Origin of the sequence: Thiorhodococcus mannitoliphagus (assembly GCF_010915725.1) — a bacterium.
Lineage (GTDB): Bacteria > Pseudomonadota > Gammaproteobacteria > Chromatiales > Chromatiaceae > Thiorhodococcus > Thiorhodococcus mannitoliphagus.
Window position 1 is genome coordinate 22908 of the sequence record NZ_JAAIJR010000037.1, and the last position, 23298, is coordinate 46205.

Consider the following 23298-nt stretch of genomic DNA (forward strand, 5'->3'; position numbering starts at 1 on the left):
CGAGGAGCCTTTTACCCCCAGCGCAAAAAGCCCTGGCGCGCGCAGCAGGCCAGGGCTTGTGGGATGCCGCCAGGAGCCTGTCCGACTTAGGATGAATCGGCTGCGGAATCGGGAGAACGGTCCCTTTCGCCCCGCTTTTTCGTTACATAGAACCACTATGCGCCTCAAAACCGGAACGAAATGGCCTCGCTCTCCCACTTCCTCGCTTCGATCCCCCCAAGTCGGACAGGCTCCTAGGACATTCGCCGCACCGCCTGACGGAAGTTGGACATCGACGCCTCGGCGACGCCCCACCAGACGTCAGAACTCTTCTGGAAGGCGATCATGGAATCGTAGATCTTCTTGAAGGTCGGATTCTTCTCGACCTCTTCAGCGTAGACCTCTTCAGCAACCTTGTAGGCCTTCAGGAGCACGTCGTCCGGGAAGCGGCGCAGTTCGGCCCCAGCCGCCATGAGGCGCTGCAGCGCTGGCGGGTTTTTGGCGTCATAGGCGGCCAGCATCTCCAGATGCGCATCATTGGCCGCGATCGCGAAAGCCGCCTGGTAAGACGGGGTTAGGGACTCCCACTGCTCCTTGTTGACGTAGAAGACCAGATGGGTGCCCGGCTCCCACCAGCCGGGGTAGTAGTAGTACTTGGCGACCTTGTAGAAGCCGAGCTTCTCGTCGTCATAGGGAACCGTCCACTCTGCGGCGTCGATGGCCCCGCGCTCAAGCGAGGGGTAAACCTCACCGCCCGGCAAGGACTGCGGCACGGCGCCGAGGCGGGAGAAGACCTCGGCGCCGAAGCCGGGGATACGGATCTTGAGGCCCTGGAGGTCGTCAAGCGACTTGATCTCCTTGCGGAACCAGCCGCCCATCTGGGCGCCCGTGCTGCCGCCGAGGAAGTTGACGATACCGTACTCGGCGAACATCTCGCGCAGCAGTTCCATGCCGCCGCCCTGCAGGACCCAGGCGGTGAGCTGACGGGTGTTGAGGCCGAAGGGAAAGGTGGTTTCCAGCGCCAGCGCCTTGTTCTTGCCGTAGTAGTAGTAGGAGGCGGTGTGACCGCACTCCACGGTGTTCTGCTGAACAGCGTCCAGCACGCCGAAGGGCGGGACGATCTCGCCGCCGGCGAACACGCGGATCTCGAAGCGCCCGTCGGTCAGCTCTGCGACGCGCTTGGACAGCGTCTCGCCGCCGCCATAGATGGTGTCGAGGCTTTTCGGGAAGCTCGAAGCCATGCGCCACTTGATGGCTGGGCCCTCTGCCCTTGCCGGTAGAGACAGGCCAGCGGCGGCCGCGCCGACACCTGCTGTCTTCAGGAAGTCACGTCTCTGCATGCTGTCCTCCAGGATGTTCTCGTTTGTTGTTGAGCATTCAAAGGGGATGTCACCCGCGCCGGCGCCGTTTGTGCTCGGCCCCATCGGCTGCATTGTATCCAAAGCAATTGGCGGATTGCGCGTGCTGCCGTTGCGCGCAGATGAGATGGAGACATGCTCAATCCTCGGCTGCCGACTCGGCGCTGGCCAACTGCGTTCGGGACAGCTCGAGTTCGGCGCGCGCGCCCATACGGCGGACCAAGGGGCCGAGCGTGAGTCCCTGGACCAGGATGGAAAAGACCACGATGACATAGGTCACGGTCACCAGGATGTCACGTGTCTCGCCCGAGGGTAGGGAGAGCGCCAGGGCCACGGAGATACCGCCGCGCAGTCCAGCCCAGGTCAGGATGCTGGTGACGCCGGTCGAGAAGCTGCGAAAGCGCCGCATGATGCCAATGGGCAGGCCGACACTGATCAAGCGTGCGACGAGCACCAGTGGGATCGCGAGTGCGCCCGCCAAGATGTAGTCGGGGCGCAGACTGATCACCAGCACTTCCAGCCCGATCAGGACGAAGAGCACCGCGTTAAGCACCTCGTCCACCAACTCCCAGAAGTCGTCCAAGTGCCGGCGTGTCTTCTCGGACATCGCCCATTTGCGCCCTGCGTTGCCGATGAGCAGGCCGGCAACGACGATGGCGATGGGTGCCGAGAGATGCAGATGCTCGGCCAGCGCATAGCCTCCGGTCGCGAGCGCCAAGGTGACCAGCACCTCCACCTGGTAGTTGTCGATGCGGTAGAGCATGAGGAAGGCGAGCCCGCCGGTCAGCAGGCCGAAGAGCACGCCGCCGACCGCCTCGCGTCCGAACAGCTCCAGAAAGCCAAGCGTGGTCGCTTCGTGGCCGCCGATCGCGATCCCCGCGATGGTCAGGAAGACGACGACGGCAACGCCATCGTTGAAGAGGGATTCGCCGGCGATCTTGGTCTTGAGTGACTCAGGTGCGCCGGCGCTCTTGAGCACGCCGAGGACCGCGATAGGGTCGGTGGGTGAGATGAGGGCGCCGAAGAGGACGCAATAGATGAAGGGGACATCCAGGCCGAGGAGCTGGAAGAGCAGGTAAGCGCCGCCGCCGATGATCAAGGTCGCGCCCATCACGCTTGCCGTTGCCAGGATCACGATGACCCACTTCTGCCGCGCCAGGTCGTTGAGATCGACGTGCAAGGCGCCGGCGAACAGCAGGAAGCTCAGCAAGCCGTGTAGCAGGGTGTCATCGAAGTGGATGCTCTCGAGCATCTGCCGAATCTCTTCCTGCAGGCTGTCGGGGGGCAAGAGCAGCAGCCCCAGGGAGCAGAGCAGGGCGATGAGCATCAGCCCGATGGTGGTCGGCAGCCGGAGATAGCGATCGTTGAGCCAGCTGAAGACGGCGGAGATGCTCAGCAGGGTTGCGATAATCTCGAAGAGTGTCATGGCGGTGCTGGCTTCCGTGATAGCGGGGAGCGGTGCTTTGACCGAGTCCGCCTGTCGCAGCGGACGCGGGGCCGAAGGTCGGGCTCCTAGTAGCGCCCACCGGTGCGCAGCACGTAGTTGCGCATCTCCGCGCTCTCCAGATTCATGCGCATGAGGTTGCTGTGGGTGATGCGGAAGATGCAGCGCATGACCTTGAAAACAATCCGCGGATGGGTGTCGATCATTGCCTCGAAATCTTCGGGCTCGAGCATGAGCACCTCGGCCGGGCCCTCCGCCCGGAGTCCCGCCTTGCGGGGTGAGCCGTCGATGAAGGCGCGCGTGCCCGCGCACTCGCCCGCCCGCATCTGATAGACCACCTCTTCGGCGATGCCGACCTTCTTCCAGACGTTCAGACGGCCTTCGGCCAGGATGAAAAGGGTGCGGCGCTCATCGCCCTCGCGGACAAGATCCTCGTCGGCCGCGAGCGTGGCGAGGCCAAGTCGCTCCGATAGCGTCGTCAGCTCCTGATCGTCAAGCTCGGTCCCGAGTGCGGATTGAGCAAGGATCTCCTTCGTATTGATGTCGCTCATCGACATGTCTCCTTAGAAACTACGGGTGATTGGGGCTGCGCGGACGGCCTTTCTTGGTGCCCAGTTTAGCCCGACCCAGTTTAGCCCGATGCAGTTTAGCCCGATGCGGTTTAGCCCGATGCGGTTTAGAAAGTGCTCATCGATTGTTTCCCGATGCGAGCGATCCCGCCCGAAATCCCCCCTGGCCCCCCTTTGCGAAAGGGGGGAAGTTGTTGGTGGACGCTTTCTTAGCCCGACGCAGTTTAGCCCGACGGCGGCTTGCGGGCGACGCGGAAGAGGTTTCGATGCGGTATCGCTGAGGTTCGTGGGTCAATCAAGCACGAGCTTGCGGCCGAAGGGCACTGGCATGGCCTCATAAGCGGCCGGGACAGCCCAGAGCACCGGGAAGCTGGGCAGATAGTCGGCCTTGCCATCCAGGTCGGTCAGGAAGACGCCCATATCCGGGGCAAAACGCTCGGCCTCGCGCAGCAGTGGCGAGAAGTCTGTTCCGCCGCCACCTTGGAAGCGGATGTCCCGCAGATTGGAGCGTCCGGGCTCGAAGCTGCGCACATCGGTGACCTGGTCGTCGCCGATGATGACGACGATTCTGGATTCCAGCCGGCGCGTGATGGCCTCGATCTCGCGCGCGAAGCCTTGGAGCAGGGCATCTTCAATAGAGCCAGAGACATCGACCATGACCGCCAACCGCGCGACGCTTCGGGTGGACGCTGAGCCGGGCTCCCAGGGCATGCGCAGACTCTTAGGTCCGCGACCGATGCGGCCTTGGTTGGCAAGGTAGGAGCGTGCTGGGCGTGACCAGGAGATGTCCGGTTTGTGCGCCAAGCCGCGCCTGAGCTGGGTGCGCAAGAGCTGCTCCCAGGGCGTCCTGACCCTGGGCAGGTCCGCGAGCAGCGTGCGCAGCATGGAGTGGGCACCGTCGCCGGCATGGGCGCGGGTGATGCGCTCGCGCCACTCCCGGGACTGCTCGGCCTCCAGCTCTGGGTGCTCGGCGTTGGCGGCTGGGAGCAGGTCCCGGAGGATGCCCGAGCCGCTGTACCTGGCCCGTGCGGCGCAGGGACCATCCTCGCGCGGAGCGGCTCGCCCCGCCTCACTGCGATGCTGGCCGCCCGAGCCTGCGCCCGCGGCGCTGTCCTGAGTTTGACCTGCACCGCGTCTCGAGCCCGTGCTCGAGCCGCCAGACCTGCGGTCGTCGACGGCGCGATACAGCCGTTCGAGATCCCACTCCAAGAGGGCGGCTTCCGCGCCCTGGCGGATCTCCAGTGCCGAGGCGAGAAGGTCTTCGAGACGCACCGACCGAGGCGGCAACTCCAGCCAGCTCAGATGACCGAGGGCGCTGTTGACGATGGCGTCGGCGCAGATGTTGAAGAGTTCGGCGTCGACGTCGCCGATGAGTCGCTGCAGCTCGACCATGCGCTGCGCGTGGCGTAGCGCGACGTGCAGGACCTGATGGGAGACTAGACCGATTTGCAGGCTGAGCGCGAGCTGCTCGAATTCCGGGCCATAGTAGATGGTGGTGCCATCATTGGCGGCGAGCACCTGGTCGTCGAGCATCCGGCCGTCGAGCGCATCGACGTCCAGGTGGCGCATCCAGAGCGCCAGTCCGCCGGTCGCGGGCGCCAGCTCGACCATCTTTTGGATGGCGCGCGTCCCGCGGTGGCTGTAGACAGCGCGCGTCTGCCCGCCGCTAGATTGACTGCTCATCGGCGGCGCGCTGCTCGGCATAGCGCCGATAGACCGGACTTTCGAGCACCGCGCCCTCCAAACCGCGCTCGAGCGCCTTCTGGAAAAGCAACTCCATGGCGAGGGTCTGGGCTTCGCGAATCGGCAGCGGATCGGGCGCCGCGGTCTCGGGAAGCTGATCGACGATCTCGAGCGCGCGCACCATGCGCGATGCGTCCGTTGCTGCGGCGAGGAGTGCGTAGATCATGCCGTAGAGTCCATCCAGTGTCTTGGGCAGCAGCGGGACGGTCTGCGGGCCGGCTGCGGCCGCGAGCAGCGCCATGACGTCCGTCCCGGCCTTGAGTTCACGCAGTACCCCGAAGAACTCGGCGGCATTGGCCGCGCCGACGCGCCCTTGGACGAAGGTGCGCTTGCCGTTCTCCGAGAGGTTGGACTTGATGACGTTGGAGACGTCCTCCCAGCCGCGCGGGCTGGCGCCGACCAGATGGTCGTTGGCGAGCTGACTCTGGGTGTCGTCCAGCTTGTCCGGACGAATCTTGAGGTAGGCCATGACCTCGGGGGCGAAGTCCTTGGTCAAGGCATAGTCCAGAAAGGCCTCGATGACCGTCTGGACATTGAAATGGAACATGCGGTCCGCGAGCGCCGTGCCCATGTCGTGGCTGACCGCACCGTGGAAGGCGGCGTTGCCGGCGGCGATCACCTGCCAGCCGTCTGGGAGCCGATAGTTGCCGACCCGGCGGTCCAAGATGAGGGAATAGGCCGAGATCTGCAGGCGCTGATCGGCCGCGGTCAGCTCGTCTAAGAAGAGGATGCCGGCGGGCTGGTCCGCCGACGGCAGAAACTCGGGGGGAAACCAGACGGTCTGCTGGCGCCTGTCGTCCGCGAAGATGGCGCCACGGATATCCACGGGCTCGATGGTCGTCAGCCTGAGGTCGACCAGGGGCGCGTCGAAATGCTCCGCGACCTGGCGCACGATGGATGATTTCCCGACCCCTCGGGTGCCCCAGAGCATGGAGGCGCGATGCCTCAGCTGTGGGTGCTGGTATTGCTCGATCAGCGCTTCCTTGACCGCCGCGATCGACACCGGCGGGATGTTCATGGGATTGCCCTGCAAGGTCTGCTCCTGGGTGCTTGGCGTGGTGCTCAGGATTCACCGGCATCTGCCGTCGCATCAAGGCGGGACTGGCCGCCCTTCTCAGCGATCGGCGCTAGCCAGCGCTTGTTCTTCAGCGGCCTGGGGATGGGCGGGATCTCGATGCGCGGCAGCTCGCGTGTCATGAACATGGCCGCCAGCATCAAGGGGGGCGCATGAAAGATCAGCATGCGCAGGATGGAGTCGTCGGCCATGTCGATGTAACGAATCGCGGGTGTCAGGGCGACCAGCAGCAAGCCGATGCCAAGCGGGATGCCGCGTTGGAAGCTCACCCGCCAGCGCGCCTTCTGATAGCGCGGATGGAAGTCGGCTGGCGGTTGCTCCAGGGTGCGGACCAGGTGCGTGATGGTGCGGCCGATCTTGTGCTCAATATCGGGCGTGCGCCGCGGCTCCTTGGATTGGACGCGGATGCTGCCGCGCCACAGGCTGATGAACTCGCGCAGCGGGCGCCAGCGCCAGCCGATCACGGCCGTCAGGTCCTCGGGGATCAGCAGCTTGGTGCCGGCGTCGGCCGTGAGTCTAAGATCAACCGCGTGGCTGACGAATCGATCCGCCTTGAAGTCCAGGTTGATGCCATGGACGCGGGCCTTGGCCGCGGTGATGAGCAGGCGCGCGGGTGGCGGAACACCTTCCTGGGCATCCGAACTCTCCTCGATCAGATAGCTGCGGGCAACCGGCACGCCGGCATGCAGTCCGAACTGCCGCCGGACGGGGACGGCATCGACGCGCTCTAGCAGCAGGGCCGCGTCCTCACCCTTGGCCGTCAGGGTGGAGACTAGCCCAGAGTCGTCCTGAACACTGCGGACCAGGGTGAGTGGGCCGGACTCGGGCACCTCGAGCTGCAGGGTCTCTGTGAGGGAAAGCGGCAGTTTGTCGGTCGGTCCGTGCTGAATCGCCTTGAAGGCCAAGCGGCGCTCGGCGCGCTGGCTAGCCGCCAAGTCCGCATGTCGTCCTGCCTTGGTAAAGGGCGCCATGAGGGAGAGGATCTCATGGTGTGACAGAGGCTTGGCCTGCTGCTGAGCCCCCGGCTCTTCGTACTGAGGCGGCGGATTGTACTCAATGTGGATGCGTGTCATGGCTGTTCTCGCGAGTCTGCCGCGCCCGAGGCGACCACGGCTTCGAGCCGGGCTTGCAGGCATCCATGTCGCCTTGATGCGGTCGATGTCTCTTGTCAGACCAAAAAGGTGCGGGAAAGCTCCAGAAATCCAATCGGCACACCAACGCGTGCTTGCGCACTAGACTTGAGGGAGAGGTTGACGCTAAAGCCGAAGAGGAGGGCTGATCATGGCAATCACCGTTGCGCCCAATCCAAGAACCTTGCAGTGGCGAAACTTCCGCGAGGTGCCGAGCCTGCCGGACGAGGACGCCCACATCGACATCGACTTCTCGGTGCCCAACCGGCCCTTCCGCTCCGTCAACGGGCGCTTCAGGATGGCCGAGACCTTTCAGATCGGCGTGGCGCCCGTCGCCACGGTCCGGCGGGGTGCCTCACAGACGTCGGCACTGCTGGCGCATGAGCAAGGGCACTATGACATCGGCATCCTGGTCGCCCATGCCATGGCGCGCGACTTCATGGCGCTGGAGGCCGACTCGGTCGGTGAGCTGAGCACGGCCATCAGAGACTGCTTCAACCGGCATCGCCAGACGCTGATGCGCCCAGTCCAGCAGAAATACGACCTGGACACCAATCACAGTCAGAACGCCGTGCAGCAGCAGCGCTGGGATGGCCTCATCCGACGCTGCATGGGGAGCACGCCGACCTGCGATCGGCTGGATAACCTGCAGCTCTGAGCGGCCGACGCAAACCAGACGTTATCGCTCGGTTTATTCCGCGAGTATTTCGCAGAATCAGCCCCGCTGATCTGCCGGTTTCCGCCCCCCTGTTGCCGAGGCTTGCGAGCCACGACCATGCCCGTCTTGGCTCTTCGCTGTGGGAGCAGTCGGTCAAGAGCGATCGCTCGCCGTTCAGATACGCGCCTTCGGCTAAGAAAGTGACCATCAACAACTTCCCCCCCTTTCGCAAAGGGGGGCTAGGGGGGATTTCGGGCGGGATCGCTCGTATCGGGAAACAATTAATGGGCGCTTTCTAAGCGGAGGAGTTCGCCAAGACGCTGGCCTCGGACAACTATCGCGCGCTCGATCTGACGAGGTCGCTCGATCTGCTCTTTGCAATGGATGCGTCTTTTGCGCATGGCTCAGCGTGAGCGCAAAAGCGCAAACGTCAGCTGTCCGGTCGACTGTGGACGCTGACGCACCAAGCCCCGCTGTCCGGAAGTGGGCAGAGCACCAAGTCAGTTGAGAGGGCTCGGTAGCTGATCTGGGTCCATTCGCGACCTTACTCACCAACCACTGAGGCAGTGTGTCAATGCCGGCAACATCGCCGGTGGCGAGACGGGCAAAGATGAAGCAAGACCCTTATGAGGCTTCGGCGCGCATCATGAGCGGCCAGACTCTCCACGGGCGGCCAGACTCCCCGGTGCGCTGCAAACCCTTGGCTCCACGGAATGTACTGCAAGCCGGGCTCGCCTTGGGAACCCTCCAGACAGAGTCTCAAAACAGCGAAAGCTGTCCGTGAAGGGCCGCCGCATCGAAGCGATCGCTGCGAAGGTCTGGAATGCCATGTTGGAGGCCGAGCCTGCGGCAGGCGAGGTCGAAACGCTGCGCCAATAGATCCGCATAGACGCCGGTGCCTGTCATCCGATGGCCGAATTCGCTGTCGTAGTCGTGATCGCCGTGCGCCTCGCGGAGCCGATTCATCACGTGGTCGAAGCTGTCCGGTGCGACCTCCTGGAGCCATTGTCTGAATAGGGATGAGAGTTCGCGCGGCAGTCGCAGCAGGACGTAGCAAGCGGCCGAGGCACCGGCCTCGCGCCCCGCGCGCATCAGCGTCTCAAGCTCATGATCGGTGAGCACTGGGACGATGGGCGCGACCATGAGGCGTACCGGAATGCCGCGCTCAGCAAGACGCTCGATGACCTTGAGTCGCCTGATGGGTGTGGCCGCGCGCGGTTCCATTTGACGCGCAAGCGCGGGCTGGAGGGTGGTCAGGCTGACGGCGACTTGCGCGATGCCCGCCTGGGCCGCCGCGCCGATGAGGTCCAGGTCGCGCTCGATCAGGGCGGACTTGGTGATCACGGCGAAGGGGTGGCGGGACTCGCAAAGGATCTCGATGATTTGGCGGGTCAAGCCCTGCTCGCGCTCGATGGGCTGGTAGGCGTCGGTGATGCTGCCGATCGCCATGGGTGCCGGCTTGTAGGACTTGGCGGACAGCGCCTCTCGCAGCCGCTCGGGCAGGTCTGGCTTGTAGAAGAGGCGGCTCTCGAAATCCAGGCCGGGGGAGAGATCCAGCCAGGCGTGACTTGGTCGGGCATAACAGTAGATGCAGCCATGCTCGCAGCCCCGGTAGGGATTGACCGAGCGGTCGAAGGGGATGTCGGGCGAGTCGTTCCAGCTGATCGCCGAGCGCGCCCGGTCGACACCCAGGCTGGTCCGCAGCGGCGGCAAGTCCTCTTGATGCCAGCCGTCGTCGCAGCGCTCGGTCGTCCGCTCATGATAGCGGTTGGGGACGTTGCCGGTTGCACCTCGCCCCTTGGGGCGCGCATGGCTGTGTTGGTCTGCGTCAGGCATTGCTCAAGCATAGCACTGGCGTCTCGCCGCGCGGCCCCGTCGCCTGTCTGCACTGGCGGTCAATCGCGAATGTCCGTGATCCGCCAGTGGATGCCCTCCAGACGCATCAAGACCTCGGTCGGCTCCCCTTGATCGCCCAGGCGAATGCGGAAGCGGTTCCAGGAGGCGAAGAAGGCATAGTCGACACCCGCCAAGAAGTAGACGGGGCGTTGGTCTGTCGCGCGGATGGCAGCCTCGCGCAACATGGAGCGGACGAGGTCGAGCGTGATCACTTGGCCGAGCGCCTGATCTCCAAGCTCGCGGAGGCTTTTTGCCAGCCACTCGAGCCCAGGGACGGCGGCCCTGTCCGTTGTCGGAAGGATAGTGTCGACGCCTGAACTCAGCCTGGCCTTGTAGCTTTGCTGGATCGCGCCCAGATCCACGAAAGGCGCGATAGCCGAGGCATCGGGCTCGCTCAATGCCTGGTCGAGCCGGTAGAGACTGTAGTAGGGCCAGACGCCAAAGACGATGAGGCAAAAGGCGAGTAAGAAGCCGGCGATGCGTGCCATGGGTATGCGTCCTGGGGTGTATCCGTCTTGATCTCCGCATCCGCTCGACCAGCGGTCGGCGGGCAGACATCCTGAGTATAATCCGTGGCAACGGCCATTGAGCGAGGCAATATCGTGGACGATCTGACACAGACTTTGGCACTGTCCATGGGCGCCGGGTGGGCCAGTGGTCTCAACGTCTATGCGACGATTCTGGTGATCGGCGTGCTTGGCCTGACCGGCACCCTGGACCTACCGCCAGGTCTGGACATCCTCATGGACCCGCTCGTGCTGCTGGCCGCTGGAGTCATGTACGTCGTCGAGTTCTTCGCCGACAAGGTACCAGGTGTGGATACGGCCTGGGATTCGCTGCACACCTTCATCCGCATTCCAGTTGGCGCCATGCTGGCTGCCGGCGCTGCCGGTGATCTCGGCCCCGGCACTGACCTGGCCGCGGCCATTCTAGGCGGGAGTCTGGCGGCCGCCTCCCATGCGGCCAAATCAGGCACGCGTGTGCTGATCAACACCTCCCCCGAGCCCTTCACCAACTGGGCCGCATCTGTCACCGAGGATGTCGGCGTTATCGGTGGTTTGCTGATCGCCGTAAATCATCCAGCAGTCTTTCTAGGGCTGCTTGCCGTCTTTTTGCTTCTGCTGGTTTGGTTGCTGCCAAAGGTTTGGGGCGGAGTGAAGCGCGTCTTCCGTTTCCTGCTGCGTCTCTTTGGTGGTGGTCAAGACGTGCCGACGGAAGGGGGCGGGCCGCCGACTGGCAACACTCGCTGAATGTTCGGCCGCGTCAGCGCATCCGCAGGATTAGTGCGCCCGATGTCGCGGCGATGACCTCAAAGGTGTCGCCGTTACTCGGAAGCAGTCTAGCCTCTGAGGCCGCATCGAGTAGGCTCAGGGGCTGAGCCCGGCAGACGCGGTGGGTTCTGGTGTGGCCGGCGGAGAGCGGATACTGTGCACCGCCCAGGCTGTATTCGATGCGTGTCCCAGAGGCGTTCCTGATGCGAAATTGGTCGTGCTCCGACTTGGGGCGGCCGAAGACCTGGACGGCGTAGATGCGACCGCTCTCGATGCTTCTTGCCACGCCGATGCCTACCTCCGTGACGTCCGGCTCGAGCATGTTCTGGCGATGGCCGGGAGAGTCCTGCCATCCCTCAATGAGGCTGCGAGCCACCTCGCGATGCGAAGGTGACGCAGTGCTCAGGTAGTAGGCGATGTTCTCGGCGAGGACGCAGTAGTCGTAGCCATGGCTTCGTGCGCGCTCTCCTGGGGTATTGCCGTCCGCCTCATGCCCATAGCGATCCGAGCTGGCCATGAATTGCGCGAAATCGGCGGCTGTTGCCGTCAGCGCTGTGTTGACGTCGAGCGCTTCGAGTCCCTGTTGACGTCGGAGCTGGTTGGTCTGCTCGAGGATTTCCGAAATGGCTTGCGGCATGGTCGGGGCCGCCTCCATGGCATCAGACACTTGGATTGGCCAGGGCTCGAGCGCGAAGGGCTCGGGCTGCACCTGCCGAGCGCAGGAGACGCAGCTCAAGGCGATGGCCGCGACGAGACTGAGGGCTCCCATGGCGGCGCGCAGCAACAAGCCGGTGCAAGCCGGTCGCCGCAGTGCCTCGGAGGCTCGGCCGCTTGGCCGACGCCGTTCTCCGGCGAGATTGGTCATGAAGCGCGCGCGTCTTGCATGCGCCTGTCCGCATTGCTGGTGTCGCCCTGGCGGATGAGAGTCCGCCCCGGCCGGCCGAGGCAATCAGCTTGCTCGTGCACCCTGACTGGACTGTGATTCGGCATCCGCGCTCAAGCTCCGCAGTGGTGAGTTGAGCGCTATTTTCGGTCAACTCATCGCTCCAGGGCTTTGACCTGTTTCGCGAATCGAGGTGATTGAATGGAGGTTGGGACGGCGCTGCCGGGCGCGGAAGGAGTTGAGCGGCTCGCGGCGTGCCAGCCTTGAAAAGCCGGCACGTCGCAAGACTGATCGCCTTAGAAAGCGCCCATCAATTGTTTCCCGATACGAGCGATCCCGCCCGAAATCCCCCCCTTTGCGAAAGGGGGGAAGTTGTTGATGGTCACTTTCTTAGTTGCCGACGAGTGCGAGCAAGACGCCCGCCGCCACCGCAGAGCCGAGGACGCCGGCCACGTTGGGTCCCATGGCATGCATCAGCAGGAAGTTGTGGTGATCTTCCTCGAGTCCGACCTTATTGACCACGCGCGCGGCCATGGGTACGGCGGAGACGCCGGCCGCGCCGATGAGCGGGTTCACCTTGCCGCCGGTCGCGCGGTACATGATCTTGCCCATAATGACGCCCGCGGCCGTGCCGATGCAGAAGGCCAGCGCACCCAGGAGCAGGATGCCCAGTGTCTCCAGCGCCAGGAACTTGTCGGCCGAGAGCTTGGAGCCGACGGCCAGCCCGAGCATGATGGTGACGATGTTGATGATTTCATTCTGCGCGGCGCGGCTGAGCCGCTCGACCACGCCGGCCTCGCGCAGCAGGTTGCCGAACATCAGCATACCGATCAGCGGGGCCGCGGAGGGCAGCAGCAGGGCGCAGAGGATGAGCACCACCATGGGGAAGAAGATGCGCTCGAGCCGCGACACGGGCCGCAGTTGCTGCATGACGACGGCGCGCTCTTCCTTGGTTGTCAGTGCCCGCATGATCGGCGGCTGAATGATGGGCACCAGCGCCATGTAAGAGTAGGCGGCAACGGCAATCGCGCCCAGCAGGTCCGGCGCGAGCCGCGATGCCAGGAAGATCGCCGTCGGACCGTCCGCGCCGCCGATGATGGCGATGGCGGAGGCGTCTTGCAGCGTGAAGTTGAATCCCGGCAGGGCGTTGAGCCCGACCGCTCCGATCAGGGTTGCAAAGATGCCGAACTGGGCGGCGGCGCCGAGCAGCAGGGTCGAGGGCCGCGCGATGAGCGCTCCGAAGTCGGTCAGTGCGCCCACGCCCATGAAGATGAGCAGCGGGAAGATGCCCGTCTCGACGCCGACGTGGTAGATCATGCCGATCATGCCATCCGGCCCACCGATTCCGGCGATCGGAATATTGCTCAGCAGTGCGCCGAAGCCGATGGGGACGAGCAGGAGCGGCTCGAACTTCTTGGCAATGGCCAGATAGATGAGCAGGCAGCCAACGGCCATCATCAGCCCTTGGCCCCACTCCATGTTGGCTATCCCCATGGATAGCCAGAGTTTTTCGAACTGATCCATGTTCTCAGCCCAGCCCGATCATCGGCGATCCGAGCGTGACGGCGTCGCCTTCCTTAACCCGGATCTCGGTGACGCTGCCGGCTGAGGGAGCGCGGACCTCGGTCTCCATCTTCATGGCTTCCAGCACCACCACGACGTCGCCTGCGGCAACCTGCTGTCCCAGGCTCACGTTGACCTTGACGATGTTGCCGGCGAGCGGTGCCTCGACCATGGCGGCCAGGACCGGGGCTGCAGGGACTGCTGTCGGCGCAGCTCCGGCGGGGACAATGGACTGCACGCTGCCTTGCGGCGAGACGACCACGTCGTAGACCTTGCCATTGACCTCGATGTGGTAGCGCTCTGCACCACCAGGTGTCGCGGCGGCCGCGGGCGCTGATGGCGCGGGCTTGTCCTCGATCAGCCAAGGCGCGGTCTCGAAGGCGTCGGGATTGCCGCGATTCTCCAGGAACTTGAGACCCACTTGCGGGAACATGGCGTAGATCAGCGCGTCGTCCACCGCGTCGCCGCGCAGCTCGAGCTTGCGCTCGCGGGCGATGCCCTCCAGCTCCTCAATGATGCGATCCATCTCCGGGTTGATATCATCCGCCGGACGACAGGTGATGACCTCCTCGCCTGGCTGCAGGACGCGCGATTGCAGCTCTGCATCCACGGGTGCGGGTGTCGCGCCGTAGGCGCCCTTGAGCACGCCCGCCGTCTCGTTGGTGATGCTCTTGTAGCGCTCGGCCATTAGGACATTGAGCACCGCTTGGCTGCCGACGATCTGCGAGGTCGGCGTGACCAGCGGCAGGAAGCCAAGCTCTTCGCGGACCTTGGGGATCTCAGCCAAGACTTCGTCGAGCCGGTCCTCGGCCCCTTGCTCGCGGAGCTGATTCTCCATATTGGTGAGCATGCCGCCAGGGACTTGCGCCACCAGGATGCGGGAATCCACGCCCTTGAGCGAGCCCTCGAACCGGGCGTATTTCTTCCTGACCTCGCGGAAATAGGCTGCGATCTCTTCGAGCAGCATCAGGTCCAGACCCGTATCGCGCGGCGTGCCCTCCATGATGGCGACGACCGATTCGGTCGGGGAATGGCCGTAGGTCATGCTCATGGATGAGATGGCCGTGTCGACCATGTCGATGCCAGCCTCGGCCGCCTTGACGATGGCCGCTGTGCTCAGGCCCGTGGTCGCGTGGCACTGCATGGCGATCGGGATGGAACAGGAAGACTTGAGCTTGGTCACCAGTTCCTCCGCGACATAGGGCCGCAGCAGGCCGGCCATGTCCTTGATGCAGATGGAGTGGCAGCCCATATCCTCGAGGCGGCGGCCCATGTCGACCCAATATTGGACGTTATGGACCGGGCTGACGGTATAGGACATGGTGCCCTGCGCGTGGGCATCGGTGGCGAGCGCCGCATGGACCGCCTGCTCGAGATTGCGCAGGTCGTTCATGGCGTCGAAGATGCGGAAGACGCCGATGCCGTTGACGGCGGCGCGCTCGACGAACTTCTCCACCACGTCATCCGCGTAATGGCGGTAGCCCAGCAGGTTCTGCCCGCGCAGCAGCATCTGTTGCGGCGTCTTCGGCATGGCCGCCTTGAGCTGACGCAGGCGCTCCCAGGGGTCCTCGCCGAGGTAGCGGATGCAGGCGTCGAAGGTGGCGCCGCCCCAGGATTCCATGGACCAGTACCCGACTTGATCCAGCTTCTCCGCGATCGGGAGCATGTCTTCGATGCGCATGCGCGTCGCCAGCAGGGATTGATGGGCGTCGCGCAGCACGAGCTCGGTGATACCGAGTGGATTATTCTGATTCATGGCTAGGTGCCTAGGTTCTCACGCCAGCCGCTCCCAAGGAGGGCAGCCGCCGGACGTTGTCGATGGAAACTGGGGGGAGCCGTGTTGGACCTTAGGGGCGCTGACGGTAGCGCGCGACCGCCGCTGTGATGACAGCGACGAGATCGTCCGATTCGGATCCGGTGGCGTGGATTGGGGCCGCCGTGGGTGCGGGGTGCATTTCGGCGGGTGCGATCTTCAAGGCAAAGGCCGACATTCCGCGCAGGATGCCCACCAGCAACAAGAGAAAGCCGAACACGATCCCCATGCCGATTACCAGCAGGCTCAGGCTTTCATACAAAAGCTCGGATTCGCTCATTCTTTAATGACTCCACCATCTCAATGTCTTCGGGAGCGACGTCGGTCTCGCGCATTTCCCGCCCGGGGCAGTGATCTCCAGCCAGTTGCCGGGCCGAGTGACATCATCAGTCTTCGGGCTCCCTAGCCTGGCCGCCTGTTTCCGGGGGCTCTGGTTGGCGCAGGGCGTCTCGCCCGGCTTGGAACATCTCCAGCCAGTCGAGGCGACAGCACGCGCTTGGGTAGCTTGGGCCGCCATCGTTCGAGAGAGGCGTCTTCAGCCGATCGGTTGCTCGAATGGCGCGAGCCCGATCTCGGTCAATCTCTCGCCCGAGGGTCGCTGCTGGTCGTCGGCGATTCACAAGGCCAGCCGCTGCAAATCCAGCGTCTCAGGCGCAATCGAAGGTAAGTGCCTGAGACGATTCAGGGTGTGGAGCGTAACCGCGATGACCTGGTTGGGCAAGATTTTGGACCGCTGGGACAGCCCCAAGGGCGGACGGCGCGGTTGCTGAACGAGATGCGCGCTACACGAATCGGCCGCTCATCCTCGCGAGCGACGTGCTTGGCGTCGATGGATGACGACCATCGGAAAGGTCTGGGGCTCCAGGGTATTTCGTGATTTTTTTCTATTACGAAGAGTTGCTTAACGTAAATCCTACGGAATTGGTCGTATTTGCCCCGATCCAGGCCAGCATTCTCGGAGTCGAGGCGCCTGTGCGGCATTCGACTCCTCGCGCACCCTTGCTGAACCGGCAATTTCCCGGTTTAACTATTGATTAAACCAATGCTTTACGCCGCCAAGAACGCCGATCCTGCGCGCAGCTAAGCGATCGGCGCGCGTTCAGGAGCAGGCGGGCGCCGGTACCCCCATTTGCGCCTCGATCAGCGTTTGACCAGGTTCACGAACGGGGGGAGCGGCGCCTCGCCGCGACGGTCGCGCGATCGCGGCGGGGCGCCGCTCCCACGTCGCTTTGTCTGGAGGATGCAGGGTGTCGACTCAACCGACTGGATGGCCCGAAGAGCAACGCCTCCATTTGCTGGCTTGGTGAGACGCAACCGCCAGCCGGCGACGTCGATCAGATTAGCCTCGCGAGCGTCGGGGTGGAGCTGAACCCTTCTTGAAGTGCTCGAGAGCGAGGCCGCAAGCGCAGCACTGGCCGGCAGGATAATGCCGAGGATGTGAATTGCCTCCAAGATTCCGAAGCCTAAAAGGACCAAGCTGATAGAGCCGCACTCGGCCTCGCAACGGCATGCGGGGCAAGCTGGGCTTCAGTTCGGCTGGGTGCAGGGGATTCAGGTCCTAGGTCGCGATCCTCACCGAACAGGTGAGACAGGTCGTCGATCGCATCAGGCACGACTTCTGCTCAGAAAAAAGGAAGCTGTGCATCGGCAAGGAGACGTCATCATGCTATTCGATGCTTTAACCATTCTCGGGATCTTCACCAGCCTTCTATGTGGAGGCATGGTCTTCGCGCTCGTTCAACGCAACGCGCAAGATTGACGAAGGGCTCGTTGACGCGGCTCAGCAGTCGCAACTGATGGTCGCATGGAGGGCGACTGGGAGTTCCAGACCGCTGGATTTGCCAACCGACCATGCGGCGCGCCCGCCGCGACGGGCGCGCGATCGCGGCGGGGCGCCGCGCCCAGGTCGCTTCGCCTGAAGGATGCTCGAGCGCACCCGCCGGCTTGTGGGCCTTTCCGTCCGCCCACATAGTCTTCTGCCATGAGGATCCAACGGCGTCCGTCGACCACACTCCTGATACTCTGCCTGCTCGTGATGCAGGCACAGGTTTGGGCGTCCTCGGGGCTGGGCTGTCGGCATGAGGCTGGTCTCAACGGCCAGTCAGCGGCGGTTTGTCATCAGCATCACGCGGGCCGCGCAAGCCCGGAACCGCCGCACCCCAAGCGCTTCGATTGTCACAAGTGCTCCCTGCACTGCCTGGTCGCTGTCGCCGTGCCCCTGGAATCTCCACCCGTGATCGCCGAGCGATCTGGCTCACAAGCTCAGGTGGCCGGCTCGGGACTCCATTTCTACCACTTCGTCCCTGCGCTCCCCGAGCGACCCCCGCGCGCCTGACGTCCTTGCGAAGGACAGGCTGAGTCGCGGCCGTGCGCCGCGACCCTTGACGCTCGCCCGTGCCGCGACAGCATCGCGGCACGGCTCCGCAGGAGACGCTCATGTCGATATCCCTAATGGCCCGTCCAGGTGCGGGCCTCGCCTGGGCTGCTGCCCTCGCGTTTATCGGTGCGACCCTGACCGGTTGCGACCAACCGACGCCCCAAGACGGCGAAACCGCTGACAGCATCCTCCAGTCTTCCGCTCAAGAGACGGCACTGGAGCACGCCGCCAAGCACCTCGACCCCACCTACATCTGCCCCATGCATCCGAATATCGTGCAGGACCACCCGGGGACTTGCCCCATCTGCGGTATGGACCTGGTCGAAAAACGCATGACCCCGAAGCCCGCGCAGCCACAGGTCGACGCTCACCCTGAGGTCGCGCTCAGCGGCGCCATGGTGCAAAGCCTGGGCGTGCGTACCGCCGAGGTAGAGCGTGGCGCCCTGCGCCGAGAGGTGCGCGCGGTTGGCCGGGTGGCCTATGACGAGACCCGTCTGGCGCACATCCATCCACGCGCGGCGGGCTGGATCGAGGGATTGAGCCTGCGCGCCGAGGGCGAGCCGGTCACCAAAGGTCAGGCGCTCGCGGACCTTTACGCCCCGGACATCCTCTCCGCGCAGGTGGACTTCCTGCTCGCACTGGAGCAGCCGGGGTCGGGCGCCCGCAGGGTCGCGCCGGACAAGGCGCGCAATCTGCTGCGCCTGCTGGGTGTGCCCGAAGGCGTGATCCGCGAGATCGAGAAGACCGGCCAGACCCGCAACACCATCCCGGTGGAGGCGCCGGCCAATGGCATCGTCACCCGGATCATGGCCCGCGAGGGCATGTACGTGACCCCAGAGACGGAGATGTTCACCATCGCCGCCCTGACCGAGGTCTGGGTCCTGGTCGACGTCTTCGAGCATCAGCTCGCCTGGGTGGCGCCCGGCATGTCGGCCGAGATGCAGGTGCCGGCCTATCCGGGACGGACCTGGAAAGGCAAGGTCGACTATCTCTACCCGGACCTGGATCCCAAGACCCGCACCCTGCGCGTCCGCCTGGTCTTTTCCAATCCGCAGCGCGCGCTCAAGCCCAACATGTTCGCCGATGTCGTCATCGCGGGCGGCCCCAAGCCGGACGTGCTCAAGATCCCGCGTGATGCACTCATCGTCACCGGCGAGCGCGAGAGCGTGGTCAAGGCGCTGGGCGACGGTCGTTTCCAGCCGGTCGACGTGGTGACCGGAATGGCGTCCGACGGGCAGATCGAAGTGCTTTCAGGGCTGGCGGCGGGCGACGCCATCGTCGTCTCCGGCCAGTTCCTGATCGACTCCGAGTCGAGCCTCCAGGCCAGCTTCCGGCGGATGCGGTGAGCCTATGGACAAGGTCATCGACTGGTCGATCCGCAACCGCTTCCTGGTCCTGCTCGCCACCCTGATCCTCACCCTGTGGGGAATCTTGGCGGTGCGTCAGACCCCTCTGGACGCCATCCCGGACCTCTCGGACGTGCAGGTCATCATCCGCACCAGCTTCCCCGGCCAGTCGCCACGGGTGGTCGAGGATCAGGTGACCTATCCCATCACCACCACCATGCTGGCGGTGCCGGGGGCGCAGACGGTGCGCGGCTATTCCTTCTTCGGCGACTCCTACGTCTATGTCATCTTCAAGGACGGCACAGACCTCTACTGGGCCCGCTCCAGGGTGCTGGAGTATCTGAATCAAGCGGCCTCGCGGCTGCCCGCAGGCCTGAGCCCACGGCTGGGACCGGACGCCACCGGGGTCGGCTGGGTCTTCAGCTATGCCCTGGTCGACCGCAGCGGACGACACAACCTGGCCCAGCTGCGCAGCCTCCAAGACTGGTTCCTCAAGTTCGAGCTGCAGACGGTCCCCGGCGTGGCCGAGGTCGCCTCCGTCGGCGGCATGGTGCGCCAGTACCAGGTCGTCGCCGACCCTGAAAAGCTGCGCGCCTATGGCATCCCTCTGGCCAAGCTGTCGAGCGCCATTGGCAACGCCAACCAGGAGGTCGGCGGCTCGGTCGTGGAGTTGGCGGAGGCCGAGTACATGATCCGCAGCCGCGGCTATCTGCAGTCGGTCGACGACATCGAAACCATCCCGGTCGCCGTGACGCCAGAAGGCACCCCGGTGCTGCTGCGCGATCTGGCGCGGGTCCAGATCGGGCCGGAGATGCGCCGGGCGGTCGCGGACCTGGATGGCGAGGGTGAGGTCGTGGGCGGCATCGTCGTGATGCGCTACGGCGAGAACGCGCTCAGTACCATCGCGGCGGTCAAGACCAAGCTGGACCAACTCGCCCAGGGGCTACCCGAGGGCGTCGAGATCGTCCCGACCTACGACCGCTCGGCGCTCATCCTGCGGGCGGTGGACAACCTCAAGGACAAGCTGCTGGAGGAATTCGCCGTCGTCGCCCTGGTGTGCCTGGCCTTCCTCTTCCATCTGCGCTCCGCCTTCGTCGCCATCGTCAGCCTACCGCTTGGGATCCTGGCCGCCTTCATCCTGATGCAGCACCAGGGGATCAACGCCAACATCATGTCGCTGGGCGGGATCGCCATCGCCATTGGAGCCATGGTGGATGCCGCCATCGTCATGATCGAGAACGCCCACAAGCACCTGGAGCATTACCACCAGACCCACGGCGAGGCCCCGAGCGGCGATGCGCACTGGCGCGTCATCGCCCAGGCCGCGGTCGAGGTCGGTCCCGCGCTCTTCTTCTCCCTGCTGATCATCACCCTGAGCTTCCTGCCCGTCTTCGCCTTGGAGGCACAGGAGGGGCGGCTGTTCGCGCCGCTCGCCTTCACCAAGACCTATGCCATGGCCGCGGCGGCCGGGCTGTCGGTCACCCTGGTGCCGGTGCTCATGGGCTACTTCATCCGGGGACATATCCCGAGCGAGGACAAGAACCCGCTGAGCCGAGTGCTGATCTGGGTCTACCGTCCGTTGCTGCAGGGCGTGCTGGCGGCGCCGCGGATGACCATCCTGGCGTCGCTCGTCATCGTGCTGAGCCTGCTCGTGCCGCTCTACGGTGTGGGCGGTCTCTTGCAACCCTTGCAGTGGCCCTTCCAAGCCGCGAGTCTGGCAACCAAGGGGGCGGTCGGTCAGGCAGCCACTGAGCGTATCGGGCAATGGCAGGAAGGACTCACGGAGGCTTGGGGGCGGCTGACACAGGACCGCCCCTGGCTGCGGCGGCTGGGTGCCGGTCTGGGCTCCGAGTTCATGCCCGAACTCGACGAGGGCGATCTCATGTACATGCCCACGACCCTGCCGGGGCTCTCCATCGGCAAGGCACAGGCACTGCTGCAGCAGACCGATCGGATGATCGCCTCACTGCCCGAGGTCGCGCGCGTCTTCGGCAAGATCGGCCGCGCCGACACGGCCACGGATCCCGCGCCGCTGACCATGATCGAGACGGTCATCCAGCTCAAGCCGCGCGAGGCGTGGCGACCTGGCCTGACGCTCGAGGGGCTGATCGAGGAGCTGGATGCGAAACTGGATATCCCGGGTGTGACCAATGCCTGGGTGATGCCCATCAAGACCCGTATCGATATGCTCGCCACCGGCATCAAGACCCCGGTCGGGATCAAGGTGGCGGGGCCGGACCTTGCGGTGATCGAGCGCATCGGTCAGGCGATCGAGCGCGTGGTACGGGAGGTCCCAGGCACGGTCTCGGCCTTCTCCGAGCGGGTCGCCGGCGGGCGCTATATCGAGATCCGCCCGGATCGAGTGGCCGCAGCGCGGGTCGGACTCAACATCTCGGACATCAATGCCGTGGTCGCGGCGGCCGTGGGCGGCGTCAACGTCACCCAGACGGTCGAGGGCCTGGAGCGCTATCCGGTCAATCTGCGCTTCCCGCGCGAGGAACGCGACGATGTGCACAAGCTGCGCGCGCTGCCGATCGTGACACCGACCGGCGCCCAGGTCCCCCTGGGCCAGGTCGCGGTGCTCGAGATCGTCGACGGTCCGCCCATGCTCAAGAGCGAGAACGCGCGGCTCAACGGCTGGACCTTCGTCGACATCCGCGGGGTGGACGTGGGCCGCTACGTCGCCGCCGCCCAGGCTCGGGTCCGCGACCAGGTCGAACTCCCGCCCGGCTATTCCATCACCTGGTCGGGGCAGTACGAGTACATGCTGCGGGTCAAGGAGCGCCTGAGCCAGGTCGTCCCCTTCACCCTGCTCATCATCTTCGTCCTGCTCTATCTGGTGTTCCGCCGTCTCGGTCAGGTGTGGCTGGTGATGCTCTCGCTGCCCTTCGCCCTGGTCGGCGGCTTCTGGCTGATCACCCTCCTGGGCTACCACCTGTCGGTCGCGGTGGCGGTTGGCTTCATCGCCCTGGCGGGGGTGGCGGCCGAGTTCGGGGTCATCATGCTGGTCTACCTGGACAAGGCGCTCGAGACCCGGCGCGAGCACGGCGTCTTGCGCGACCTGGGCGACCTCAAGGCGGCCATCATCGAAGGCGCCGTCCTGCGCGTGCGGCCAAAGGCGATGACGGTCGCAACCATCATCGCCGGCCTGCTGCCCATCATGATCGGCCAGGGGACGGGGTCCGAGGTGATGCGCCGCATTGCCGCGCCCATGATTGGCGGGATGCTGACCGCGCCGCTGCTCAGCCTCTTCGTCATCCCGGCCATCTATCTGGTGTGGCGGCGCCGCGAGCTGCCACCGCCGCTGACTCCCCGTGCGGAGCTCAGTGCCGAACCGGCCGGCGACAGCGGCGAGCATTCGCCGGGCATTTAGAGCGATGCGACCCGATGCCGGAGGGCGGGCCGTTGCGCCTTCCGGTCGGGGCCGCATCTCAGCTTCAGGGGCCTGCCTCAAGGCAGGGCGTCCATACGTGAAACAACACCACGAACGAGGATAGAGATGAAAAAGCTGACTCTAGTCACGGCGGTCCTAGCCGCCAGCGCGGCGGGCACCTTCCAGACCCAGGTGCTGGCCATGGACCACGACCAAATGATGCGCCATGACGGCATGGGCGCTATGGCGCAGGAGCAAGCGACCGGCGCCACCCAGGGTCAAGGGGTGATCAATTCCGTGGATGCCAAGGGCGGCTCAGTCAACATCACCCATGAGCCGATTCCGGCATTGAGCTGGCCGGCCATGACCATGGACCTCCCGGTCACGGATGCGGTCGATCTGAGCGGCGTGAGCGCGGGCGACAAGGTCGACTTCGCCATCATGCTCGGGAGCGACAATGTCTATCGGATCACCGCGCTGAAGCGGCTGGATTGAGGCGGCTCGAGTTCGCGCACAGGATTCGGGAGCGCGCGCTCGAGCGTCGCCCGCATGGATCTGGACGGCAGCGTCTGCTCGACTCCGATCGGGGTCGACGACGCTCGTCCTCAGCCTAGTTTCCGGGAAACAACCAACGGCGTTGATCATCGGGCCGCCTAGTCGGTTGGGTTGAGTCGACACCGTGCATCCTTCAGGCAAAGCAACGTGGGAGCGGCGCCCCCCCCCGATACCCCCCCCCTCGCCGCGGGGGGCCCCGCCCACCCCACCTTGCCATTGGACCAAAGAATAAAGAAGCCCACCACACCCCACCCCACCCCCAAAT

The 23298-nt window shown here is 64.8% G+C and carries 18 protein-coding genes; 6 read left to right on the forward strand and 12 right to left on the reverse strand.

Features of this window, described 5'->3' with window-relative positions; genetic code table 11:
* Positions 1-233: 233 nt before the first annotated feature.
* From G3480_RS10945 to G3480_RS10970, 6 genes are all read right to left on the reverse strand, one after another.
* Positions 234-1319: a TRAP transporter substrate-binding protein gene (locus G3480_RS10945; RefSeq protein WP_164653927.1), complete on the reverse strand. Its 1086-nt coding sequence runs from the start codon at positions 1317-1319 to the stop codon at positions 234-236.
* Between the two features lie 157 nt (positions 1320-1476).
* Positions 1477-2763 carry a cation:proton antiporter gene (locus tag G3480_RS10950; protein ID WP_164653928.1) on the reverse strand — a complete coding sequence of 429 codons (1287 nt, stop codon included), beginning with the start codon at positions 2761-2763 and terminating at the stop codon, positions 1477-1479.
* Between the two features lie 86 nt (positions 2764-2849).
* Positions 2850-3332, reverse strand: coding sequence for a cyclic nucleotide-binding domain-containing protein (locus G3480_RS10955; protein WP_164653929.1), 483 nt, complete (start codon positions 3330-3332; stop codon positions 2850-2852).
* A gap of 309 nt (positions 3333-3641) precedes the next feature.
* On the reverse strand, positions 3642-5033 hold the full coding sequence (locus G3480_RS10960; RefSeq protein ID WP_164653930.1) for a vWA domain-containing protein: 1392 nt from the start codon (positions 5031-5033) through the stop codon (positions 3642-3644).
* Positions 5017-6126, reverse strand: a complete 1110-nt coding sequence (locus G3480_RS10965) for an AAA family ATPase (RefSeq protein WP_164653931.1) — start codon at positions 6124-6126, stop codon at positions 5017-5019. The genes G3480_RS10960 and G3480_RS10965 overlap by 17 nt, the downstream gene beginning before the upstream one ends.
* Before the next feature lie 29 nt (positions 6127-6155).
* Positions 6156-7241, reverse strand: a complete 1086-nt coding sequence (locus G3480_RS10970) for a hypothetical protein (RefSeq protein WP_164653932.1) — start codon at positions 7239-7241, stop codon at positions 6156-6158.
* A gap of 208 nt (positions 7242-7449) precedes the next feature.
* Between G3480_RS10970 and G3480_RS10975 the strand changes: the two genes are divergently transcribed.
* Complete coding sequence (locus G3480_RS10975; RefSeq protein ID WP_164653933.1) at positions 7450-7956, forward strand: DUF922 domain-containing protein; 507 nt, start codon at positions 7450-7452, stop codon at positions 7954-7956.
* 759 nt (positions 7957-8715) lie between these two features.
* Here G3480_RS10975 and G3480_RS10980 read toward each other — a convergent pair.
* Positions 8716-9792: a PA0069 family radical SAM protein gene (locus G3480_RS10980; protein WP_164653934.1), complete on the reverse strand. Its 1077-nt coding sequence runs from the start codon at positions 9790-9792 to the stop codon at positions 8716-8718.
* Positions 9793-9851: 59 nt separating this feature from the next.
* Positions 9852-10340 carry a DUF2939 domain-containing protein gene (locus G3480_RS10985; RefSeq protein WP_164653935.1) on the reverse strand — a complete coding sequence of 163 codons (489 nt, stop codon included), beginning with the start codon at positions 10338-10340 and terminating at the stop codon, positions 9852-9854.
* Positions 10341-10424: 84 nt separating this feature from the next.
* Between G3480_RS10985 and G3480_RS10990 the strand changes: the two genes are divergently transcribed.
* Positions 10425-11102, forward strand: coding sequence for a DUF4126 domain-containing protein (locus G3480_RS10990; RefSeq protein ID WP_338114116.1), 678 nt, complete (start codon positions 10425-10427; stop codon positions 11100-11102).
* Between the two features lie 13 nt (positions 11103-11115).
* Here G3480_RS10990 and G3480_RS10995 read toward each other — a convergent pair whose 3' ends face one another.
* The 4 genes from G3480_RS10995 to G3480_RS11010 all read right to left on the reverse strand — a co-directional run bounded on the left by G3480_RS10995 (position 11116) and on the right by G3480_RS11010 (position 15662).
* Entirely contained in the window at positions 11116-11988 is an 873-nt protein-coding gene (locus tag G3480_RS10995; RefSeq protein WP_164653936.1) for a CAP domain-containing protein, read from the reverse strand.
* A 408-nt stretch (positions 11989-12396) separates the two neighbouring features.
* Complete coding sequence (locus G3480_RS11000; RefSeq protein WP_164653937.1) at positions 12397-13530, reverse strand: sodium ion-translocating decarboxylase subunit beta; 1134 nt, start codon at positions 13528-13530, stop codon at positions 12397-12399.
* 4 nt (positions 13531-13534) lie between these two features.
* A complete protein-coding gene (gene oadA / locus G3480_RS11005) occupies positions 13535-15325 on the reverse strand; it encodes a sodium-extruding oxaloacetate decarboxylase subunit alpha (protein ID WP_164653938.1) in 1791 nt (596 codons plus the stop codon).
* A 91-nt stretch (positions 15326-15416) separates the two neighbouring features.
* Positions 15417-15662, reverse strand: a complete 246-nt coding sequence (locus G3480_RS11010; RefSeq protein ID WP_164653939.1) for an OadG family protein — start codon at positions 15660-15662, stop codon at positions 15417-15419.
* Between the two features lie 1701 nt (positions 15663-17363).
* On the opposite strand from G3480_RS11010, the gene G3480_RS11015 reads away from it, so the two are divergent.
* From G3480_RS11015 to G3480_RS11030, 4 genes are all read left to right on the forward strand, one after another.
* Entirely contained in the window at positions 17364-17717 is a 354-nt protein-coding gene (locus G3480_RS11015; RefSeq protein WP_164653940.1) for a hypothetical protein, read from the forward strand.
* Between the two features lie 101 nt (positions 17718-17818).
* Positions 17819-19105: an efflux RND transporter periplasmic adaptor subunit gene (locus G3480_RS11020; RefSeq protein WP_240905750.1), complete on the forward strand. Its 1287-nt coding sequence runs from the start codon at positions 17819-17821 to the stop codon at positions 19103-19105.
* A gap of 4 nt (positions 19106-19109) precedes the next feature.
* Positions 19110-22478: an efflux RND transporter permease subunit gene (locus G3480_RS11025; protein WP_164653941.1), complete on the forward strand. Its 3369-nt coding sequence runs from the start codon at positions 19110-19112 to the stop codon at positions 22476-22478.
* A gap of 126 nt (positions 22479-22604) precedes the next feature.
* Positions 22605-22973 carry a copper-binding protein gene (locus tag G3480_RS11030; RefSeq protein ID WP_206171662.1) on the forward strand — a complete coding sequence of 123 codons (369 nt, stop codon included), beginning with the start codon at positions 22605-22607 and terminating at the stop codon, positions 22971-22973.
* Positions 22974-23298: the final 325 nt, after the last annotated feature.